This window comes from Lactobacillus sp. C449L, from assembly GCF_059900815.1.
Genome location: NZ_JBWXGA010000015.1, coordinates 1 through 915, shown reverse-complemented (window position 1 = coordinate 915; position 915 = coordinate 1). Strand labels below are relative to the sequence as shown.

The 915-nt window shown below is 65.2% G+C and carries 2 protein-coding genes; both read right to left on the bottom strand.

Annotated features, from left to right (window positions below):
• On the bottom strand, positions 1-708 hold a 708-nt coding region (locus tag AC2JF9_RS07985), incomplete at its 3' end, for a dihydroxy-acid dehydratase domain-containing protein (protein ID WP_500726739.1).
• An 11-nt stretch (positions 709-719) separates the two neighbouring features.
• Positions 720-915: aldose epimerase family protein (locus tag AC2JF9_RS07980; RefSeq protein ID WP_500726737.1), on the bottom strand; the 196-nt coding region annotated here is incomplete at its 5' end.

Here is a 915-nt window from a genome sequence, read left to right as displayed (position 1 = left end):
CTCCTGCCGGTCCCGATACGGGGCTGGAATCGCGGCCGATCCGGGTAGCGACATGCCGAGCACCTCGGTCAGCGAGTTCATCGTGGTCGCCGTGCCCATCGTGTTGCAATAGCCGGTTGAGGGCGCAGAGCTCGCCACCAGCCGGATGAACTGTTTGGCGTCGATCTCGCCAGCCGCCAGCATCTGCCGCGCCTTCCAGACGATCGTGCCCGAACCGGTCCGCTCGCCGCGGTGCCAGCCGTTCAGCATCGGACCAACGGAAAGTGCGATGGCGGGGATGTTCACGGTCGCCGCCGCCATCAGGCAGGCGGGCGTCGTCTTGTCGCAGCCGATCGTCAGCACCACGCCGTCGATCGGATAGCCGTAGAGAAGCTCCACCAGGCCGAGATAGGCAAGGTTGCGGTCGAGTCCCGCGGTCGGGCGCTTGCCCGTCTCCTGTATGGGATGGACCGGGAATTCCAGCGCGATGCCGCCCGCCTCGCGAATCCCCTCGCGCACCCGCTCCGCCAGGACGAGGTGGTGACGGTTGCAGGGGCTGAGGTCGCTTCCCGTCTGCGCGATGCCGATGATCGGCTTGCCCGACTGCAGCTCCTCGAGGCTCAGCCCGAAGTTCAGGTAGCGCTCCAGGTAGAGCGCGGTCATGTCGATATTGTCGGGATTGTCGAACCAGGCGCGCGAGCGGAGCCGGGACGGGCGTTCAGAGGTCATGTGGGTTCCGGTTACTGAGCGACGGAGAGGCGGTAGACCATGACATGCCGGTACGGTTTCCCCGGGTCCACCCGCGCGGAAATGAAGTTGGGCTTGTTGGGCGCATCGGGAAATTTCTGCGGCTCGAGCGCGATGCCGTCGCCCATGCGGTAAAGATGGCCGGATTTTCCGTAATAGGTGCCGTCAAGGAAGTTGCCGGTGTAGAGT